The sequence below is a fragment of the Variovorax sp. GW531-E2 genome (genome assembly GCF_059423125.1).
This window is the reverse complement of the sequence record NZ_JBWKXQ010000007.1, coordinates 161,291-179,853: the sequence shown is the minus strand read 5'-3', so window position 1 is coordinate 179,853 and position 18,563 is coordinate 161,291. Positions and strand designations below refer to the sequence as shown.

Annotated in this window: 16 protein-coding genes; 15 read left to right on the top strand and 1 reads right to left on the bottom strand. The window is 68.2% G+C overall.

Annotation, left to right across the window (positions count from 1 at the left end):
* Positions 1-418: 418 nt before the first annotated feature.
* From AC07XP_RS07425 to AC07XP_RS07390, 8 genes are all read left to right on the top strand, one after another.
* Entirely contained in the window at positions 419-1,390 is a 972-nt protein-coding gene (locus AC07XP_RS07425; RefSeq protein ID WP_062472523.1) for a MurR/RpiR family transcriptional regulator, read from the top strand.
* Positions 1,387-2,346: an isoaspartyl peptidase/L-asparaginase family protein gene (locus AC07XP_RS07420; protein WP_495264246.1), complete on the top strand. Its 960-nt coding sequence runs from the start codon at positions 1,387-1,389 to the stop codon at positions 2,344-2,346. Before AC07XP_RS07425 ends, AC07XP_RS07420 begins: the two co-directional genes overlap by 4 nt.
* Before the next feature lie 32 nt (positions 2,347-2,378).
* The gene (locus AC07XP_RS07415; RefSeq protein ID WP_307692954.1) at positions 2,379-4,256 is read left to right on the top strand and encodes a dipeptide ABC transporter ATP-binding protein; all 1,878 of its coding nucleotides are present in this window, start codon (positions 2,379-2,381) and stop codon (positions 4,254-4,256) included.
* Between the two features lie 65 nt (positions 4,257-4,321).
* Positions 4,322-5,875 (top strand): glutathione ABC transporter substrate-binding protein GsiB, encoded by a 1,554-nt coding sequence (gsiB, locus tag AC07XP_RS07410; protein WP_070060868.1) that lies wholly within the window; start codon positions 4,322-4,324, stop codon positions 5,873-5,875.
* A gap of 81 nt (positions 5,876-5,956) precedes the next feature.
* Positions 5,957-6,877 (top strand): glutathione ABC transporter permease GsiC, encoded by a 921-nt coding sequence (gene gsiC, locus AC07XP_RS07405; RefSeq protein WP_062472516.1) that lies wholly within the window; start codon positions 5,957-5,959, stop codon positions 6,875-6,877.
* 10 nt (positions 6,878-6,887) lie between these two features.
* Positions 6,888-7,814, top strand: a complete 927-nt coding sequence (gene gsiD / locus AC07XP_RS07400; protein WP_070060869.1) for a glutathione ABC transporter permease GsiD — start codon at positions 6,888-6,890, stop codon at positions 7,812-7,814.
* 24 nt (positions 7,815-7,838) lie between these two features.
* Positions 7,839-8,900 (top strand): DmpA family aminopeptidase, encoded by a 1,062-nt coding sequence (locus tag AC07XP_RS07395; protein WP_495264245.1) that lies wholly within the window; start codon positions 7,839-7,841, stop codon positions 8,898-8,900.
* A gap of 10 nt (positions 8,901-8,910) precedes the next feature.
* Entirely contained in the window at positions 8,911-9,729 is an 819-nt protein-coding gene (locus AC07XP_RS07390) for a M55 family metallopeptidase (protein ID WP_495264244.1), read from the top strand.
* Positions 9,730-9,903: 174 nt separating this feature from the next.
* On the opposite strand, the gene AC07XP_RS07385 is transcribed toward AC07XP_RS07390, so the two are convergent.
* The gene (locus AC07XP_RS07385) at positions 9,904-11,934 is read right to left on the bottom strand and encodes a sensor histidine kinase (RefSeq protein WP_495264243.1); all 2,031 of its coding nucleotides are present in this window, start codon (positions 11,932-11,934) and stop codon (positions 9,904-9,906) included.
* Positions 11,935-12,032: 98 nt separating this feature from the next.
* Here AC07XP_RS07385 and AC07XP_RS07380 point away from each other — a divergent pair, with 98 nt between their 5' ends.
* From AC07XP_RS07380 to AC07XP_RS07350, 7 genes are all read left to right on the top strand, one after another.
* Complete coding sequence (locus AC07XP_RS07380) at positions 12,033-12,725, top strand: response regulator transcription factor (RefSeq protein ID WP_495264242.1); 693 nt, start codon at positions 12,033-12,035, stop codon at positions 12,723-12,725.
* A 107-nt stretch (positions 12,726-12,832) separates the two neighbouring features.
* The gene (locus AC07XP_RS07375) at positions 12,833-13,153 is read left to right on the top strand and encodes a hypothetical protein (protein ID WP_139705889.1); all 321 of its coding nucleotides are present in this window, start codon (positions 12,833-12,835) and stop codon (positions 13,151-13,153) included.
* A gap of 254 nt (positions 13,154-13,407) precedes the next feature.
* Positions 13,408-15,186 (top strand): nitrite/sulfite reductase, encoded by a 1,779-nt coding sequence (locus AC07XP_RS07370; RefSeq protein WP_159276726.1) that lies wholly within the window; start codon positions 13,408-13,410, stop codon positions 15,184-15,186.
* A complete protein-coding gene (locus AC07XP_RS07365; protein ID WP_062472499.1) occupies positions 15,183-15,578 on the top strand; it encodes a DUF934 domain-containing protein in 396 nt (131 codons plus the stop codon). Before AC07XP_RS07370 ends, AC07XP_RS07365 begins: the two co-directional genes overlap by 4 nt.
* Before the next feature lie 17 nt (positions 15,579-15,595).
* The gene (locus AC07XP_RS07360; protein ID WP_139706772.1) at positions 15,596-16,228 is read left to right on the top strand and encodes a phosphoadenosine phosphosulfate reductase domain-containing protein; all 633 of its coding nucleotides are present in this window, start codon (positions 15,596-15,598) and stop codon (positions 16,226-16,228) included.
* 32 nt (positions 16,229-16,260) lie between these two features.
* Positions 16,261-17,214, top strand: coding sequence for a sulfate adenylyltransferase subunit CysD (gene cysD / locus AC07XP_RS07355; RefSeq protein WP_307588654.1), 954 nt, complete (start codon positions 16,261-16,263; stop codon positions 17,212-17,214).
* Positions 17,214-18,551, top strand: coding sequence for a sulfate adenylyltransferase subunit 1 (locus tag AC07XP_RS07350; protein WP_495264241.1), 1,338 nt, complete (start codon positions 17,214-17,216; stop codon positions 18,549-18,551). The genes cysD and AC07XP_RS07350 overlap by 1 nt, the downstream gene beginning before the upstream one ends.
* Positions 18,552-18,563: the final 12 nt, after the last annotated feature.

The window sequence follows — 18,563 nt, the reverse complement described above, 5'->3', positions numbered from 1 at the left end:
ACATCACACAGCAGCCCATCACCGCGAGCGCGCGGCGAAGCCATTCCAGTCTCATGTTGGTTCCTCGTTCCCCGGCGCAAGACGCGCCGCTCGGGATACTCAGGGCTGGCCCCCGCACCGTCAATGTCGCTATGCAACCCCGTCCTCGCAGTTAATTCGTTCGTTTCCAAAGCGCCCGATCCCCCGCCCGTGGGGATGAAACGACAGCATCAGGGAAATCCCTGAAGACCGAGCCCCAACAGCCCCGGACACGGCGCCCCACAAGGGAAACACGCCCCTTCCGCCCCTTGCCAAAGCCCCTCGCGGCTGGCCCGCTACTTGCGATATCGCTCGGGAATGACAGAAAATTTTCATAACTGACATATATTTGTAAACTGATTTACATCACTCGCACCCTTCCCGGTGCATCGCCCGCCCCATGAGCACCAACGTCGACACCCCAGGCACCACCGTGGCCCAGCGCATTGCGCAGGCGCTGCCGCGGCTGACGCGTTCGCACCGGCAGGTGGCCGACTTCGTGCTCGGACATCCGCTGCAGGTCGCGACGCTGCCCATCGACGAGCTCGCCGCCGCGGCCGGCGTGTCGGTGGCCACGGCCAACCGCTTTGCGCGCGCGCTGGACTTCGACGGCTACGCCGCTTTCCGCGCCGAGCTCGTGCGCGGCTTCGAGCCGCTGGTGGCGCCGGTCGAGCGGCTGCGCGGCAACCTGGAGCACCCGACCACGGTGGCCGAGGTGTTCGCCACCGCGCTCGACGAGAGCCGCCGCAACATCGAAGCCACGCGCCAGTCGCTGGACTACGCCGCCTGCGAGGCCGCGGTGCAGCGCATCCTGAAGGCCCGCTCGATCTACATCGGCGGCTTCGGCGCCAGCGCCTGGCTTGCGGGGCTGCTGCAGCACGGGCTCGATGGCTCCTGCAGCGACGTGCGCATGCTCTCCAGCGTGAGCGGCGTGACGCATTCGGCGCGCACGCTGATGCATGCGGGGCCGCAGGACCTGTTCATCGGCCTGACCTTTCCGCGCTACCTCACCGACACGGTGGCGCTGGCGCAGATCGCGCGCGGCCAGGGCTGCGCGGTGCTCGCGCTGACCGACCGGCCCAGCTCACCCATCGCGCCGCTGGCCGATGTGGTGCTGTACGGCCAGACCGAAACCAGCTACCGCCCCAACTGCGAGACCAGCGTGCTCGCGCTGATCGAAGCACTGACCAGCGCGGTCGCCCTGCGCGCGCCCGGCGCGGCGCAGTCGGCCGGCCGCATCCTGCAGGCGGTGCGTCCGTGGCTGCACGGCGGGCTGGGCCAGGGCCATGCGCGCGGCGAAGTCTCCATGCCCTCCCTCCCTGCCGCCGTCGCTTCCGACGCCGGCAAGAAAAAGAAGAAAGCTTCCCGATGAAGAACGTCACGCCCGTCATCGCCATCCACGGCGGCGCCGGCACCATCAGCGCCTCGACGACCAACCCCGAGCAGGCGCAGGCCTACCACGACGCGCTGCAGGCCATCGTGCGCGCCGCGCAGGCCGCATTGCTCAAGGGCATGTCCGCGCTCGACGCCACCTGCCTGGCGGTCGAGATGCTCGAAGACTGCCCCCTCTTCAACGCCGGCTACGGCGCGGTGTTCACGCACGAAGAAACGCACGAGCTCGACGCGGCCGTGATGGACGGCGCCACGCTCGCCGCCGGCGCCATCGCCGGCGTGAGCCACGTGCGCCGCCCGGTGCGCGCCGCGCGCGCCGTGCTCGAGGACGGCGCCCACGTGCTGCTGGCCGGCGCGGGCGCCGAGGCCTTCGCGCGCGACCGCGGCCTGGAGATGGTCGAGCCCTTCTTCTTCTCGACCGACGCGCGCCGCCAGCAGCTGTACCGCGTGCGCGACACGGGCCGCGTGGTCACCGACCACGAAGGCGCCGCCATGACCAAGCCGCCGCTGGACGAAGACAAGAAGTTCGGCACCGTCGGCGCCGTGGCGCTCGACATGCACGGCCACCTGGCCGCCGCCACCTCGACCGGCGGCATGACCAACAAGCGCGTGGGCCGCGTCGGCGATACGCCGCTCATCGGCTCCGGCACCTACGCCGACGACCGCACGGCCGCCATCTCGTGCACCGGCAGCGGCGAAATGTTCATCCGCGTCGCAGCCGCGTACGACATCTGCGCGCGCATGGCCTACGGCGGCGCCACGCTCGAAGCGGCTACGCACGCCGTGGTGCACGAGTCGCTGCCCGCCATCAGCGGCACCGGCGGCCTGATCGCCGTCGACCGCCACGGCAACCTGAGCCTGGCCTTCAACACCGAAGGCATGTACCGCGGCCACGCGCGCGGCGACGAAGCCCCGGTCACCGCCATCTTCGCCTGACGCACACGCCCTACTTTTCTCCCGCATCCGCCATGTCCTCCCCTGCCCTGAATCTGCCCGACGGCCGCGTCCTCGCCGTCGACGACCTCACCGTGCGCTTCTCGACCTCCGAGCGCACGGTCGACGCCGTCAAGAAGCTGTCCTTCCACGTCGACCACGGCGAAACGCTCGCGGTGGTGGGTGAATCGGGGTCGGGCAAGTCGGTCACCTCGCTCGCGCTGATGCGGCTGGTGGAGCACGGTGGTGGCCGCATCCTCGGCGGCAGCATGGCCTTCCGCCGGCGCAACGGCGAAGTGCTCGACCTCGCGCAGGCACGCGACAGCACGATGCGCGGCATCCGCGGCGCCGACATCGCGATGATCTTCCAGGAGCCGATGACCTCGCTGAACCCGGTGTTCACCGCCGGCGACCAGATCGCCGAGGCCATCCGCATCCACCAGGGCAAGAGCAACGCGGCGGCGCGCGCCGAGGCGCTGCGCATGCTCGAACTCGTGCGCATTCCCGAAGCGCGCAACGTGCTCGACCGCTTTCCGCATCAGCTGTCGGGCGGCATGCGCCAGCGCGTGATGATCGCGATGGCGCTGTCGTGCAAGCCGCAGCTGCTGATCGCCGACGAGCCCACCACCGCGCTCGACGTGACGATCCAGGCGCAGATCCTTCAGCTCATCCGCGAGCTGCAGAAAGAGATGCGCATGGGCGTGCTCTTCATCACGCACGACATGGGCGTGGTGGCCGAAATTGCCGACCGCGTGCTCGTGATGTACCGCGGCGACAAGGTCGAAGCCGGCAGCTCCGACACCGTGTTCGCCGCGCCGCAGCACCCCTACACCCGGGCGCTGCTGTCGGCCGTGCCCAAGCTGGGCGCGATGCAGGGCACCGACCTGCCGGCCAAGTTCGAACTGCTGCGCACCGAAGACAGCACCGAGACCGTGCCCTGCACCGACACCACGCCGCAGACCACCGTGCGCGAAGACGCCGGCCCGATCCTGCGCGTGCGCGACCTCGTGACGCGCTTCGACGTGCGCAGCGGCATCTTCGGCCGCGTGAAGCGCCGCGTGCATGCGGTGGAAAAGATCAGCTTCGACCTGTACCCCGGCGAAACGCTGGCGCTGGTGGGCGAATCAGGCTGCGGCAAGTCGACCACGGGCCGCTCGCTGTTGCGCCTGGTCGAGAGCCAGAGCGGCGCGATCGAGTTCGGCGGCAAGAACATCCGCGAGCTGCCCACGCGCGAGCTGCAGGCGCTGCGCCGCAACATCCAGTTCATCTTCCAGGACCCGTTCGCGTCGCTCGATCCACGCGTGACGGTGGGCTTCTCGATCATGGAGCCGCTGCTCATCCACGGCATCGCCAAGGGCGCCGAGGCGCAGCAGCGCGTCGACTGGCTGCTGCAGAAGGTCGGCCTGCCGCCCGAGGTGGCGCAGCGCTACCCGCACGAGTTCTCGGGCGGCCAGCGCCAGCGCATCGCCATTGCGCGCGCGCTCGCGCTGAACCCGAAGGTGGTGGTGGCCGACGAATCGGTGTCGGCACTCGACGTGTCCATCCAGGCGCAGATCGTCAACCTCATGCTCGACCTGCAGCGCGAGCTGGGCGTGGCGTTCCTGTTCATCTCGCACGACATGGCCGTGGTCGAACGCATCAGCCACCGCGTGGCCGTGATGTACCTGGGCCAGATCGTCGAGATCGGCCCGCGCCGCGCCGTGTTCGAGGCGCCGCAGCATCCCTACACGCGCAAGCTGATGGCCGCGGTGCCGGTGGCCGACCCGTCGCGCCGCCACAAGCCGCGCGCGCTGCTCGAAGGCGAGATTCCCAGCCCGATCCGCGCCGTGGGCGACGAGCCCGACGTGCCGCCGCTGGTGCAGGTGGCGCCCGGGCACTTCGTGGCACGGCATGCCATCGGCGGCGCCTTCTGATCCCGAACCGTTTTTTCACCCGCAGGCCCCCTGCATTTTTTCCACGAACCGACTGGAGTTCTTCCATGAAGCAATCTTCTTCCTCCCTGCGCTGGGCATCCGCACTGCTGGGCCTGGCCGCGCTCGCCGCCTCGGGCTCGGCACTGGCTGCCAAAGACGTGGTGCTGGCCATCGGCTACCAGCCGGAAACGCTGGACCCGTACAACACCAACACGACCATCACCACGGCCGTGACCAAGACCTTCTATGAAGGCCTGTTCCAGTTCGACAAGGACCTGAAGGTGCAGAACGTGCTCGCCGAGAGCTACGACGTGTCCAAGGACGGCCTGGTCTACACCATCAAGCTGCGCAGCGGCGTCAAGTTCCACGACGGCACCGACTTCAACGCCGAAGCCGTGAAGGTCACGCTCGACCGCGTGCTGAACCAGGACAACAAGCTGCTGCGCTACAACCAGTTCAACCGCGTGGGCAAGGTCGAGGCCGTGAACCCGACCACCGTGCGCATCACGCTGAAGGAGCCCTTCGGCCCCTTCATCAACTCGCTGGCCCACGCCTCGGCCGCCATGATCTCGCCCACCGCGCTGAAGAAGTGGGGCAACAAGGACATCGCCTTCCACCCCGTGGGCACCGGCCCCTTCGAGTTCGTCGAGTGGAAGCAGACCGACGCCGTGAAGGCCAAGAAGTTCGACGGCTACTGGAAGAAGGGCTACCCGAAGGTCGACAACCTGCAATGGAAGCCGGTGCTCGAGAACAACACGCGCGCCGCGATGCTGCAGACCGGCGAAGCCGACTTTGCCTTCCCCATTCCCTACGAGCAGGCCGAGCTGCTGAAGAAGAGCGACAAGCTCGAAGTGGTGGCATCGCCCTCGATCATCACGCGCTTCCTGGCCTTCAACATGCTGCAAAAGCCGTATGACAACCCGAAGGTGCGCGAAGCCATCGGCTACGCCATCAACAAGGAAGCGCTGTCGAAGGTGGCCTTCGGTGGCTATGCCTTCCCCGCGCAAGGCGTGATGCCCCAGGGCGTGAAGTTCGCCGAGAAGATGGCGCCCATTCCCTACGACGTGAAGAAGGCCAAGGCCCTGCTGGCCGAGGCCGGCTACCCGAACGGCTTCGAGTCGGTGCTGTGGAGCGCCTACAACAACACGACCAGCCAGAAGACGATCCAGTTCGTGCAGCAGCAGCTCGCACAGGTGGGCATCAAGCTGCAGGTGCAGGCGCTCGAAGTGGGCCAGCGCACCGAGCAGGTCGATGCATGGCCCGATCCGAAGACGGCCAAGGTCCGCATGTACTACACGGGCTGGTCGTCGTCGACCGGTGAAGCCGACTGGGGCCTGCGTCCGCTGTTCGCCTCCGAGTCGTGGGCGCCCAAGCTCAACAACATGTCGTTCTACAAGAGCGACGTGGTCGACGCCGCGATCGCCAAGGCGCTCGTGACGGTGGACGACAAGGAAAAGGCTGCGCTGTACAAGACCGCACAGGAAGAGATCCGCAAGGACCTGCCGCGCGTGCCGCTGGTCACCGAGCAGAACCTGTCGGCGCACGCCAAGCGCCTGTCGGGTGTGTTCGTGATGCCTGACGCGAACATCAACATCGACGCCATGTCGGTGTCGAACTGATCGCAGCTCCTTCGTTTCCCTGACTGACTGTCCGGCGGGCGGTGGCACCGTGCCATCGCCCGTTCGCGACAACCGTATCCCATGCTGAATTACTTCCTCAAACGACTGTTGGGCCTGATCCCCACGCTGCTCATCGTGGCAGTGCTGGTGTTCCTGTTCGTCCACATGCTCCCCGGCGACCCGGCGCGCCTTGCCGCCGGCCAGGACGCCGACGAGCAGACCGTGGCCATGGTGCGCGCGGAGCTCGGGCTGGACAAGCCGCTGCCCCAGCAGTTCGTGAGCTTCTTCACCCACATGGTGCAAGGCGACTTCGGCACCTCGATCCGCACGCGGCGGCCGGTGTCGACGGAGATTGCCGAGCGCTTCTTCCCAACGGTGATGCTGACCATCACCAGCATGGTGTGGGCGGTGATCTTCGGCATGGGGATCGGCATCGTGTCGGCGGTGTACCGCAACAAGTGGCCCGACCGCATCGGCATGACGCTGGCGGTGTCGGGCATCTCATTCCCCGCATTTGCACTGGGCATGCTGCTCATGCAGATCTTCTCGGTCCAGCTCGGCTGGCTGCCCACGGTGGGCGCCGCGACCTGGCAGCACTACATCCTGCCCTCGATCACGCTGGGCGCGGCCGTCGCGGCCGTGATGGCCCGCTTCACGCGCGCGTCCTTCGTCGAAGTGATCCAGGAAGACTTCGTGCGCACCGCGCGCGCCAAGGGCGTGCACGAAACCAGCGTGGTGTTCAAGCACACGCTGCGCAACGCGCTGATTCCGGTGGTCACGATGATGGGCCTGCAGTTCGGCTTCCTGCTGGGCGGCTCCATTCTTGTGGAAGCGGTGTTCAACTGGCCCGGCCTGGGCCGCCTGCTGGTCGATGCAGTGCAGATGCGCGACTACCCCGTGATCCAGACGCTGGTGCTGCTGTTCTCGCTCGAATTCATCCTGATCAACCTCGTGGTCGATGTGCTGTACGGCTACATCAACCCGACCATCCGCTACAAGTGAGCACGCAGCCATGACGCAAGCTACCGGCGTGTCTGCCGAATCCATCGTTCCACTGTCCCCCGTTGCCGTTGCGCTGACCGCCGGCAAGGTCCGCACGCCCTGGGGCGAATGCTGGCGCCGTTTCAAGAAGCAGCCCGTGGGCATCGTGGCCGCCATCTTCGTGCTGCTGCTGGTGGTGATCGCGGTGTTCGCACCGTGGATCGTGCCCTTCGACCCCGAGAACTTCTTCGACTACGACATGCTGAACAGCGGGCCCTCGGCCACGCACTGGTTCGGCGTCGATCCGCTGGGCCGCGACATCTTCAGCCGCATCCTGGCGGGCACGCGCATCTCGCTGGCGGCCGGCTTTTTGTCGGTGCTGGTGGGCGGCATCATCGGCACGGCCTTCGGCCTGCTGGCCGGCTACTACGAAGGCTGGTGGGACCGCATCGTGATGCGCATCTCGGACGTGCTGTTCGCCTTCCCCGGCATTTTGCTGGCGCTGGGCGTGGTGGCCATCCTGGGCAGCAGCATGACCAACGTGGTGGTGGCGGTGTCGGTGTTCAGCGTGCCGGCATTTGCGCGCCTGGTGCGCGGCAACACGCTGGTGCTCAAGCAGCAGACCTACATCGAGGCCGAGCGCAGCATCGGCGCGTCCGACTGGACCATCATCGTGCGGCACATCCTGCCGGGCACGATCTCGTCGATCGTCGTGTACTTCTCGATGCGCGTGGGCACCTCGATCATCACGGCGGCCAGCCTCTCGTTCCTGGGCATGGGCGCGCAGCCGCCGACGCCCGAGTGGGGCGCGATGCTCAACGAAGCCCGCGCCGACATGGTGACCTCGCCGCACGTGGCGCTGTTCCCCAGCCTGGCCATCTTCTTCACCGTGCTGGCCTTCAACCTGCTGGGCGATGCGCTGCGCGACGCGCTCGATCCGAAGATCGACCGCCAGTAAGCCCGTTCTTCTTTTTCTTTCTTCATGGCCTCGACGACCTCCCTGCCCTTCATCGGCACCCTGCCTGCGGGCACGCGAGACGCCATCACGGACGTCGCGGGCGTCACGGTCGGCCACCGCACGCTGGCCGACGGCCCGGTGCAGACCGGCGTGACCGTGATCCGCCCGCACGCCGGCGACCCGTTCCGCGACAAGGTGCCGGCCGCGGCCGTGGTGCTCAACGGCTTCGGCAAGAGCGTGGGGCTGGTGCAGCTGGCCGAACTCGGCGTGCTGGAAACGCCGATCGCGCTGACCAACACCTTCTCGGTCGGCACCGTGGCGACCGCGCAGATCCGCCACTGCGCGGCGGCCAACCCCGAGACCGGCCGCGCGCTGCCCACGGTGAATCCGCTGGTCTTCGAGTGCAACGACGGTTTTCTCAACGACATCCAGCGGCTGGCCGTGACCGAGGCCGACTACCTGCAGGCGCTCGACGCCGCCGGGGCCGATTTCGAACAGGGCTCGGTCGGCGCGGGACGCGGCATGTCCAGCTTCCAGCTCAAGGGCGGCATCGGCAGCGCGTCGCGTCGCGTGGCGATGGCCGACGGCACGACCCACACGGTGGGCACGCTGGTGCTCGCGAACTACGGGCGCCAGCCGCAGCTGGTGCTGGCCGGGCACGCGGTGGGCGAGCGGCTCGCGGCGCTGCAGGCAGCGAAGGAAGCGTCGGAGCCCGAGAAGGGCTCGATCATCATCGTCGTCGCCACCGATGCACCGCTCGACGCGCGCCAGCTGCGCCGCCTGGCGCTTCGCGCGGGCGCGGGGCTGGCCCGCACCGGCTCGGTCTACGGCCACGGCAGCGGCGACCTCGTGCTGGCCTTCTCGACCGCCTACACCATCCCCGACCACGCGGACCGGCCCATGCCGGCCGTGGCGATGCTGCACGACACGCGGCTCGACGGGCTGTTCCAGGCCGCGGCCGACAGCACCGAGCAGGCCATACTTCATGCGCTGTGGCGCGCCACGCCGGTCACGGGCCGCGACGGCAACCACCGCGCGGCGCTCGGCGAATTGCTGCCGGCGTCTTCCCTTTCACCTCTCGTCTGAACACACGTCCATGAAAGTCCTGATCTCCACCGACATCGAAGGCGTTGCAGGCGTCTATCACCACGAGCAGGCGCGCCAGGGCAACCCCGAGTACGAACGTGCCCGCGTGCTGATGGCGCAGGAGGCCAACGCCGCGATTGCCGGCGCCTTCGACGCCGGTGCCACCGAGGTGCTGGTGAACGACTCGCACGGCGGCTTTCGCAACATGCCGCCCGATGTGCTCGATGCACGCGCCCGCGTGGTGCAGGGCAAGCCGCGCTACCTGAGCATGGTGGCGGGCGTGGAAGAAAGCGTGGACGCGCTGTGCATGGTGGGCTACCACTCGCGCGCGCAGGGCCGGGGCATCCTGGCGCACACGATCAACAGTTTCGCCTTCGCGAGCATCTCGCTCGGCAACCAGGAACTGGGCGAAGCCGGGATCTACGGCGCGCTGGCCGGCGAGTACGGCGTGCCGGTGGTGATGGCCAGCGGCGACGACGTGTTCATCTCCGAGAACCAGGCGCTCTTTCCGCATGCGAGCTTCGTGCAGACCAAGAAGGCGACCGGCTTCAACAGCGGCGTGTCGCTGTCGCCGGAACAGTCGCGCCAGGCGATCCGTGCCGGCGTGATCGAAGGGCTGGCCGCGCGTGCCCACGCACGTCCGCTGGTCTTCCAGGGCCCGCAGGTGGTCACGCTGCGCACCCAGTCGCCGATGATGGCCGACCTGTTCTGCCAGTGGCCGAGCTTCGAGCGCGTCGACGGCGTCACGCTGCGCTTCAGCGCCGACTCGGTGGAGTCGGCTGTGCGCATGCTGAACTGCTGCTCGGCGATGTCGTCGATGCTGCGCTGAAGCTGCGACCTCTCAGAAGGTGTGAATGAATCCGGCGTGGCCGAGCAGCCCGCCCAGGCGCGTCCCCTCAAGGCGCAAAGCGCAGCCATAGCTCGGGCTATGGCGAGCATTTGCAACGCCGAGGGGGCGTGCCTGGGCGGGATGAGCGGACATGCCGGGTTCGTTCGCACCTTCTCAGGGCAGCGCGAGACTGAAGCGCACGTGGCCGTCCTGCCCGGCGCTGTCGAGCCGGGCCTGGCCCCGGTGCAACTCGGCGATCTGGTGCACGAGGTACAGGCCCAGCCCGGCGCCCGGTGAGCGCGCCGCCTGGCGACCGCGGAAATACTTCTCGAACAACCGCGGCACCTCGTCGTGCGGAATCGCGTCGCCGGGGTTGCTCACGCGGATGTTCAGGCCGCCCTCCCCATCCGGTCCCGCCGGCACCACGTCGAGCACGATGGCGTGGCCGGCCGGCGTGTGGCGGTCGGCGTTGGCCAGCAGGTTGCGCAGCGCCACGCGCAGCAGGCCGGGGTCGCACACCAACTGCGGCGGCAGGTGGCTGCCCTGCCACACGACGCGGCCGTCCGGCCAGTCGGCCACGAGGTCCTCGAACAGCTCCAGCAGCTCGTCGCGCTCGCAGGGGCGCGGCTGGAACGGCGTCTGGCCGGCTTCCATGCGGTCGGAGGTGAGGTACTCGTCGACCAGCGCGGTCATGCGCTGTGCGGCGGCGCGCAGGTTGAGGCAGCGCGCCAGGGTCTTCTCGCGCGCGGCGTCGAGGTTCTTGGCGATCTGCTGCGCGGTGGTGTGGATGATGGCCAGCGGCGTGCGGAACTCGTGCGACACCATGGCGACGAAATCCACCTGCGACTGCTTGGCGCGGCGCTCGGTCTCCAGCGCCGCGCGCAGCTCGACCTCGAGGCGCTGGCGCTGCTCGATCTCACCGCGCAGGTCGGCCGTGCGCTTGCGCACCTCGTCTTCCAGCCGGTCGTTCTGGCGACCGACCACGTGCACCAGGCGCGCCTGCGCGGCTTCCTTCTCGCGGCGCAGCTGGTCGTAGCGGCGGTTCAGCCGCATGCTCATGAGCAGCAGGTGCAGCAGCGTGCCCACGGCGGTCGCGTTGTCGGTCCAGGCGCCGGCCGGCAGCCAGCCCTGGTTGCGCAGGAAGCTCACCATCACGCCCACGTAGTAGATGCCGAAGATGACGAGAAAGGCCCGCGCCTGGCCCTGGTCGCGCGGCAGCAGCCACAGCGCGGCGCCGATCAGGTAGACGATGCACAGCATCGCCGTCCCCTGCACCGCCTGCATGGCCAGGCCGTTGGCGCCGGCCAGCACCAGCGCCACCGCGATGGCACTCACGAGGCCCACCACGCGCACCGCCACGCGGGTGAAGCGCGGCCACTGCACGTCGGTTCCCAGCTGCATGCCGGCGAAGCGGATGCCGATGGCCACGCCGGCGCAGATCGACAGGCTCAGCAGCAGGTCGGACAGCCGCGCGGGCATGGCCAGCAGCTGCTGCGGCAGCCCGGCCGTCAGGAACTCGACCAGCAGCGCGTTCGCCACGTAGACCAGGTACCAGGCGCTCAAGCGCTCGCGCGTCATCTGCCAGAACAGCGTGTGAAAGGCGAGCAGCATCAGGCCGAATCCGAAGCCCAGGCCGTAGAAGAGGTACTCGCGCCGCGCGGTGCCCGCGTAGACCTCGGGCGCGGCGAAGCCGATGGTGGTCGACATCGCATTGCGCGACTGCAGGCGCAGCAGCAGCGGCGTGGGTTCGGTGCTCTCCAGCGTGAGCGGCAACTGCACGTTGCGCGCGTCCACCGGCCAGTGCTCGCGGCCGATGTCTTCGCCGGACTGCACGGCCAGCTGCCAGCGGCCGGTGTCGTCCCGGCGGTACAGCCGCACGTCGTCGAGCAACGCGTTCCTGAACTGCGCCAGCCAGCGCTGCTGCGGCGCGTCGGCCGGGCGCTGCACCTCGAGCCTGATCCACACGGCGTCGCGCGTGAAGCCTGCGTTCACGGCGCCGGGCAAGGCCTTCCAACCCGGCGCGGCGGCGGCCTCGTCTGCGCTGAGGCGGCCTTCGGGATCGCGCAGCATCGACAGCTGGCCGTGGCTGTCGACGCTCGCCAACGGATTCAGCCGCAGCACGCCAGCGGCGGCCGAGGCAGAAAAGAGAAGGCCCAGCACGGCAAGACAACCGCACCGCCACAGGCACCGAGCAAGGCGTTTCATGGGCGCGGATTATCGAGGCCGCACCTAGAATCTGCGCGCCCTTCGCCGCGCTTAGAAACGCTCAGATTCCCCCGGCCACCAGCCCCTACCCTGTTCCCATGCGTGATGTGATCCTGCTGGAAGATGAAGCCGTGCTGCGCGAAGAGTTGAGCGAGTTCCTGACCGGCAGCGGCTACCGGGTCGATGCCGAGGCGTCGCTCGAGGGCTTCCACCGCACCTACGACCCGGCCCGCCACGGCATCGCGCTGGTCGACCTCGGCCTGCCCGACGGCGACGGCCTGTCGCTGATCCGCGAACTGCGCGAACGCGGCGAGCGCCTGGGCATCGTCGTGCTGACGGCGCGCGGCGGCGCCCGCGACCGCGTGACGGGGCTGGACATCGGCGCCGACTACTACCTGTCGAAGACCACCGACCTCGATGAACTGGCGGCCACGCTGGCGGCCTTGTCGCGGCGCCTGGGCGATTCGCCCGCCGCGCTGCCGGCCGACGCCTGGGTGCTGGAGCTGGGCCCGCGCCGGCTGTCGCCGCCGGGCTTTGCGCCCATTGCACTGTCGGAACAGGACCTCACGGTGCTGCACGAGCTGATGCGCAGCGGCGGCGAAATCGCCAGCCGCCAGCAGATCGTGCAGGCGCTGGGCGAGCACTTCCTGAGCTACGACCAGCGCCGCCTCGACACGCAGATCCGCCGCCTGCGGCGCAAGGTCAGCGAGGCCACGGGCCTGGTGCTGCCGATCAACACGGCGCGCAACGCCGGCTACCGCTTCCACGCCAAGACGCTCATCCGGCGCTAATCCGGCGCTGTCCGGGCGCCGGCCCGGCGCTCAGAAACGCTCAGTTTCATTTCGATACCCGCCGCTAATCTGCGGCACAGGCAGCGACTTGAGGCACGGATGAAGGCATGAGCGATCTCGCCAGGACAACTTCTTATGTGGTCCCCTACGTGGTCCACGTCAAAGGCCAGAACTTCACTTTGAAGGATGTCATGGTGGCCGCGGACATCTACCGGCTGCGGATCGAGGAGCAGATCGGCGATCCGCTGCGGGTGGTGAAGTGCTTCCAGGCCTGGTCGAAAGAGCGCCACCACGGCATCGAGCACCTGAACCGGACCGAAGCCCGGCTGGCCCGGGAATGGCTCAATGCGCAGCACCAGGCCGACAAGGCCGCGCGGCAGCTGCTGAGTTCGCCGCAGACCCTGGGCTTCGACTTCAAGCTGCGGTAGGCGCCCTGCGCGAGTGCCCCCGGGTTCCTAGAATCCAGCGTCCGGCGACCCCGCGCCGGCCTTCGCGCCTTATCCGGAATAAGCAACCAACCGCCTCGCAACCCGCATGGATGCTGGTGAATAAGCTTATCCGCATAAGACGCGAACCAAAAAATAGTTTGTTTCCATAAGGCGGGCTTTCAGAATCCGGGGCTTCTTGCTGGGGCGCCCCGTTGTACGTGCGGCACCGCACTTCTTCAAGACACATACGCACGATGTACCAATACACAGAATTCGACCGCCAGTTCGTTCACCAACGCGCTGCCCAGTTCCGAGACCAGCTCGAGCGCTGGCAAAAGGGCCGCCTGCACGAGGACGAGTTCCGCCCCCTGCGCCTGCAAAACGGCTGGTACGTGCAGCGCTACGCGCCGATGCTGCGCGTGGCCGTGCCGTACGGCGAGCTGTCGAGCAAGCAACTGCGCGTGCTGGCCCGCATCGCCCGCGAATACGACGAGCCCGAAGCCGAGGTCTACCGCAAGGCCATCGAGACCCAGGGCCTGCTCGGCAGCCACAAGCTGCCCACCCACTACGCCCACTTCACGACGCGCCAGAATGTCCAGTACAACTGGATTCCGCTGGCCAAGTCGGCCGACGTGATGGACCTGCTGGCTTCGGTCGACATGCACGGCATCCAGACCAGCGGCAACTGCATCCGCAACATCACGAGCGACGAGCGCGCCGGCATTGCCGTCGACGAAATCGCCGACCCGCGCCCCTTCGCGGAAATCATGCGCCAGTGGAGCACGCTGCACCCTGAATTCGCCTTCCTGCCGCGCAAGTTCAAGATCGCCATCACCGGCGCCACCGAAGACCGCGCCGCCACCGGCTGGCACGACGTGGGCCTGCACGTGGTGAAGAACGATGCCGGCGACATCGGTTTCCGCGTGCAGGTGGGTGGCGGCATGGGCCGCACGCCCATCATCGGCACCGTGCTGCGCGAGTTCCTGCCCTGGCAGCAGATCATGAATTACCTCGAAGCGGTGATCCGGGTCTACAACCGTTATGGCCGCCGCGACAACATCTACAAGGCGCGCATCAAGATCCTGGTGAAGGCCGAAGGCCAGCGCTACATCGACGACGTCGAGGCCGAGTACAAGCAGATCCTCGAGCACGACGGCGCACCGCACACCATCACGCAGGAAGAATACGACCGCGTGGCCGCCTCCTTCGTGCCGCCGACGCTGGCCACCCGCGTGCTGCAAAGCGCCGAAAAAACCGACGCCGAGCTGCGCGCCCACGCCGCCGACGACGTCATGTTCGCCCGCTGGCTGGCCCGCAACGTCGACGCCCACAAGAACCCCGCGCTGCGCGCCGTGACGCTGTCGTTCAAGCGCCTGAAGCAGGCGCCCGGCGACGCCTCGGGCGACCAGCTCGACACCATCGCCGAGCTGGCCGACCGCTTCTCGGCCGGTGAAGCCCGTGTGACGCACGACCAGAACGTGGTGCTGCCCTGGGTGCACGCCGAAGACCTGCACGCGCTGTGGCTCGCCGCCCGCGCCGCCGGTTTCGCGAGCGCCAACGTGCAGCTGCTGACCGACATGATCGCCTGCCCCGGCGGCGACTTCTGCGCGCTGGCCAACGCGCGCTCCATTCCCATCGCCGAAGCCATCACCGAGCGCTACCAGGACCTCGACGAGCTCGACGACCTGGGCGAGATCGACCTGCACATCAGCGGCTGCATCAACTCGTGCGGCCACCACCACAGCGGCCACATCGGCATCCTGGGCGTCGACAAGGACGGCAAGGAGTGGTACCAGGTCACCCTCGGCGGCTCCGACGGCTCCGCGCTCAGCGGCGCGCCGCAGGCCGGCAAGGTGGTCGGCCCCTCGTTCTCGGCGGCCGAAGTGCCGGGCGTGATCGAGGCCGTGCTCACCACGTACCGCGACACCCGCGCCAACGGCGAGACCTTCATCGACACCTTGCGCCGCGTGGGCCACGACCCGTTCAAGGCCGCGGCCAACGGTGCGCGATTCAAGGTGGAGGAAGCAGCATGAAGAAGACTCTGAACATCCTTTCGGCCGAAGAACACATCGACGACGGCGACCCGAAGGTCCTGCAACTGGCCAACGACGCCGACCCGCTCGCCATCGAGGTGTGCCTGGCCGACATCGAGCGCATCGACCTGAACTTTCCGAAGTTCACCGACGGCCGCGCCTACAGCCAGGCCTTCCTGCTGCGCCGCCGCCTGGGCTTCACGGGCGACATCCGCGCCACGGGCGATGTGCTGATCGACCAGCTGGTGCAGATGGAACGCACCGGCTTCTCCAGCGCCGTGCTCAAGGAAGGCGTGGACGCCTCCGACGCACAGCGCCAGTTCGACCGCTTCGCCACGTTCTACCAGGGCGACGCAGTGAAGACCGCGCCGCACTTCGTGGCCGGCGCCTGAGCAGACAAGAGAGTCCCATGAGCATCGCCACCGACATCGACTTCGCACGCATCAACACCGAACTCGGCCGCAACGCCGAGGGCCTGGTGGACTGGGCCGTCGGCCTGGGCCAGCCCGCGATCATCACCACCAACTTCCGCCCCTTCGAGGCCGTGATCCTGCACATGGTCACGCGCGCCAAGCGGGACGTTCCGGTGGTCTGGATGGACAACGGCTACAACACCGAGGCCACCTACCGTTTTGCCGACGAGGTGACGAAGCTCCTGGGCCTGGATCTGCACATCTACCTGCCGCGCCGCTCGCGCGCGCACCGCGAAGCGGTCGAAGGCGCCACGCCCGCGCTGGACGATCCGCGCCACGCCGCCTTCACCGAAGAAGTGAAGCTGGAGCCCTTTGCCCGCGCCCTGCGCGAGACCGCGCCCAAGGTCTGGTTCACCGCACTGCGGGCCACCGATACGGCCGTGCGCGCGCAGATGGACCCGGTCAGCGTCAACCCGGACGGCCTCATCAAGGTCGCGCCGCTGCTGCACTGGTCGTCCAAGGACCTGTACGAATACTGCGAAGCCAACGGCCTGCCCAACAACTTCGACTACGTGGACCCGACCAAGGGCGAAGACAACCGCGAATGCGGCTTGCATCTGTCGCACTGAACGATCGATCTCCGCCTCCAGGACCCCATCCGATGAACGCCCGTACCGAAGCCGACCTGCTGCAGCCGCCCATGCATTCACCCGCGAACCTGTCCAACACGCACCTCGACGCGCTGGAAGAAGAAACCATTTTCATCCTGCGCGAAGTGGCTGCCGCCTTCGAGCGCCCCACCCTGCTGTTCTCGGGCGGCAAGGATTCGCTGGTGCTGCTCAAGTGCGCTGAAAAAGCCTTCGGCGTCGGCCGCATTCCCTACCCGCTGCTCATGATCGACACGGGCCACAACTTCCCCGAAGTGACGGCCTACCGCGACCAGCGCGCGCAGGAACTGGGCGCCGAACTCATCGTGCGCAGCGTCGAAGACTCGATGAAGCGCGGCACCGTGCGCCTGGCCCATCCCGGCGAATCGCGCAACGCGCACCAGTCGGTGACGCTGCTCGAGGCGATCGAAGAATTCCGCTTCGACGCGCTGATCGGCGGCGCCCGCCGCGACGAAGAAAAGGCCCGCGCCAAGGAACGCATCTTTTCGCACCGCGACAGCTTCGGCCAGTGGCAGCCCAAAGACCAGCGCCCCGAGCTGTGGACGCTGTTCAACACGCGCCTGGCCCCCGGCGAGCACTTCCGCGTGTTCCCGATCTCGAACTGGACCGAACTCGACGTGTGGCAATACATCGAGCGCGAGAACGTCGGCCTGCCGTCGATCTACTACACGCACAAGCGCGAAGTGGTCGAACGCCGCGGCCTGCTGGTGCCGGTGACCGAACTCACGCCGCCGCGCGACGGCGAGACCGTGCAGGTGCGCGACGTGCGCTTTCGCACCGTGGGCGACATCACGACCACCTGCCCGGTCGAGAGCCTGGCCGCAGGCGCGGGCGACGTGGTGCTGGAGACGCTGTCGGTCGACGTCAGCGAGCGCGGCGCCACGCGCATGGACGACATGACGTCCGAAGCTTCGATGGAAAAACGCAAGAAAGACGGCTACTTCTGATGAGCACAACGATCGCAACCCCCGCCACGTCCGACGTCCACGGCGACACCGGCACCGCCCTGCGCTTCATCACCTGCGGCTCGGTCGATGACGGCAAGAGCACGCTCATCGGCCGCCTGCTGGTCGACAGCAAGACCGTGCTGCAGGACCAGCTGGCCGGCGTGCAGCGCGGCGGCGAGACCGACCTGGCCCTGCTGACCGACGGCCTCTCGGCCGAGCGCGAGCAAGGCATCACGATCGACGTGGCCTACCGCTACTTCTCGACCGCCAAGCGCAAGTTCATCATCGGCGACGCGCCGGGCCACGAGCAGTACACGCGCAACATGGTCACGGCCGTCTCGGCCGCCGACGCGGCCGTGGTGCTGGTCGATGCCACCAAGCTGGCCTGGGCCGCCGAGGTCGAAGACGGCACCGTGGTCAAGCGCGAGCTGCTGCCGCAGACGCGCCGCCACACGCTGCTGGCCCACCTGCTGCGCGTGCAGTCGATCGTGTTCGCGGTCAACAAGCTCGACGCCATCGACGACGCCGCCCTCGCCTTCGAGCGCATCTCGACCGCGCTGAACGCCTTTGCCGAAGCGGCCGGCGTGAAGGTCGCGGCCATCGTGCCGATCTCGGCCCTCAAGGGCTGGAACGTGGCCACGCGCCATGCCGACTGGGTCGGCTACGAAGGCCCGAGCCTGCTCGAGCTGCTCGAAGACCTGCCCGTGACCGCGCAGGACGAAGCCGTGCCCTTCGCCTTCCCGGTGCAGTGGGTCGAGAAGTTCTCGGCCTCGGCCGACACCTCGCAGGGCCGTCGCGTGTTCTGGGGCCGCGTCGCCTCGGGCCACGTGGAGCCCGGCCAGCGCGTCACGGTGCTGCCCAGCAACCAGACCGCCACCGTGGCGCAGGTGCTGAGCCACACGCGCCAGCCGAAGACCGTGCATGCGGGCCACAGCGCCGGCATCGTGCTCGACCGCGAACTCGACGTGTCGCGCGGCGACTGGCTGCTGGCGCCCGAGGCCTTCGAGCCCGTGCGCGAGATCACCGCCACCGTGGCCTGGCTCGACGACGAGCCGCTGGTCGCGGGCCGCGTGTACTGGGCGCTGCAGGGCCACCGCTGGGTCAAGGCCAAGGTGGCGCGCATCGTCGATCGCGTGAACATCACGACCCTCGAATCCGAGCCGGCGACCCAGCTGGAGGCCAATTCCATCGGCGATGTGGTGCTCGCGCTGCAGCAGCCGCTGGCCGTGCTGCCCTTCGCCCAATCGCGTGCGCTGGGGTCACTCGTACTGGTCGATACGGCCTCTCATCGCACCTCCGCAGCCGTGCTCGTGCAGCCGCCCGCCGCAAAGGCCTAAAATCTAGGGTTT

What these genes read in the sequence shown, in the direction of transcription:
- AC07XP_RS07425 (WP_062472523.1), top strand. Translation starts at nt 419, where the DNA reads ATGAGCACCAACGTCGACACCCCAGGCACCACCGTGGCCCAGCGCATT.
- AC07XP_RS07420 (WP_495264246.1), top strand. Translation starts at nt 1,387, where the DNA reads ATGAAGAACGTCACGCCCGTCATCGCCATCCACGGCGGCGCCGGCACC.
- AC07XP_RS07415 (WP_307692954.1), top strand. Translation starts at nt 2,379, where the DNA reads ATGTCCTCCCCTGCCCTGAATCTGCCCGACGGCCGCGTCCTCGCCGTC.
- gsiB (WP_070060868.1), top strand. Translation starts at nt 4,322, where the DNA reads ATGAAGCAATCTTCTTCCTCCCTGCGCTGGGCATCCGCACTGCTGGGC.
- gsiC (WP_062472516.1), top strand. Translation starts at nt 5,957, where the DNA reads ATGCTGAATTACTTCCTCAAACGACTGTTGGGCCTGATCCCCACGCTG.
- gsiD (WP_070060869.1), top strand. Translation starts at nt 6,888, where the DNA reads ATGACGCAAGCTACCGGCGTGTCTGCCGAATCCATCGTTCCACTGTCC.
- AC07XP_RS07395 (WP_495264245.1), top strand. Translation starts at nt 7,839, where the DNA reads ATGGCCTCGACGACCTCCCTGCCCTTCATCGGCACCCTGCCTGCGGGC.
- AC07XP_RS07390 (WP_495264244.1), top strand. Translation starts at nt 8,911, where the DNA reads ATGAAAGTCCTGATCTCCACCGACATCGAAGGCGTTGCAGGCGTCTAT.
- AC07XP_RS07385 (WP_495264243.1), bottom strand. Translation starts at nt 11,934, where the DNA reads ATGAAACGCCTTGCTCGGTGCCTGTGGCGGTGCGGTTGTCTTGCCGTG.
- AC07XP_RS07380 (WP_495264242.1), top strand. Translation starts at nt 12,033, where the DNA reads ATGCGTGATGTGATCCTGCTGGAAGATGAAGCCGTGCTGCGCGAAGAG.
- AC07XP_RS07375 (WP_139705889.1), top strand. Translation starts at nt 12,833, where the DNA reads ATGAGCGATCTCGCCAGGACAACTTCTTATGTGGTCCCCTACGTGGTC.
- AC07XP_RS07370 (WP_159276726.1), top strand. Translation starts at nt 13,408, where the DNA reads ATGTACCAATACACAGAATTCGACCGCCAGTTCGTTCACCAACGCGCT.
- AC07XP_RS07365 (WP_062472499.1), top strand. Translation starts at nt 15,183, where the DNA reads ATGAAGAAGACTCTGAACATCCTTTCGGCCGAAGAACACATCGACGAC.
- AC07XP_RS07360 (WP_139706772.1), top strand. Translation starts at nt 15,596, where the DNA reads ATGAGCATCGCCACCGACATCGACTTCGCACGCATCAACACCGAACTC.
- cysD (WP_307588654.1), top strand. Translation starts at nt 16,261, where the DNA reads ATGAACGCCCGTACCGAAGCCGACCTGCTGCAGCCGCCCATGCATTCA.
- AC07XP_RS07350 (WP_495264241.1), top strand. Translation starts at nt 17,214, where the DNA reads ATGAGCACAACGATCGCAACCCCCGCCACGTCCGACGTCCACGGCGAC.